The organism is Streptomyces sp. XY431 (assembly GCF_001279805.1).
Taxonomy (GTDB): Bacteria; Actinomycetota; Actinomycetes; order Streptomycetales; family Streptomycetaceae; genus Kitasatospora; species Kitasatospora purpeofusca.
In genome coordinates this window covers 1-823 of the sequence record NZ_LGDO01000286.1, presented here as the reverse complement: position 1 = coordinate 823, position 823 = coordinate 1, and the positions used below count along the sequence as shown (strand labels likewise).

Genomic DNA, 823 nt, shown 5'->3' with positions numbered 1-823 from the left:
CATGCACCCCGACCACCACCGCCGCACCACCCACGCCCTCGACGCCCTCACCCGCGGCGCCCACCTCCCCTTCCTCCTCCGCGGCACCCCCGCCGAATAACCGAGCCGGGAGTGGGAAGTCGGCCCCGTCGACTTCCCACTCCGGACCCACGGCGCCCGTGGCCGGAGTGCGGCCCCGTCGGGCGGACGTCGCCCCCTCGCGCCGCAACCGCACTGCCTGGGTGCTCCCATGACGCGCACCCGGATGGTGCGGTGGTCCCGGGACACGGCCGGGACCACCGCCTCATGTCACCGTCCGCACGGATTCCTACCGTGGAGGCACGCGTTGAGCGCACGGTCGGTGACACCCGACCGGCGCCGTGCAACGCCGGGTCGGCTCGGACGGCCCGGCGGCCCACGGACCGGATTCCTCCCGGCCGACGGGTGACGGAAGCGAGCTCTTGGAGGTTCGTAGATGAGTTGGAACCGATTCACGCTGGCGTCGGCCGACAGCGCCTCGCTGTCGAGCCGGGTGGCCGCGGTCTCCCGGATCGACGGCAGCATGGAGGTCTGGTGGGTCGCCCCCAACGGCTCGGTCCAGGGCGCGTACTGGTACGAGGGGTCGCCGTGGCGGCGCTACGAGCTCGCGCCCGCCGGTAGCGCGTCCGCCAACGGCGGCATCGCCGCCGTCTCGCGTGTCCCCGGAAGCATGGAGGTGTTCTTCGTCGGGGCGAACGGCTCCGTCCAGGACCGTTTCTGGTACGAGGGCAGTACCTGGCAGGGTTTCGAGCTCGCTCCCGCCGGGAGTGCCTCGACGACCGGTGGCATCGCGGCGGTCTCGCGG

General features: G+C 73.0%; 1 pseudogene. It reads left to right on the top strand.

What is annotated here, in order from left to right:
* Positions 1 to 454 precede the first annotated feature (454 nt).
* A pseudogene (locus tag ADK60_RS23815) lies at positions 455 to 823 on the top strand (PLL family lectin); the annotation flags it as partial.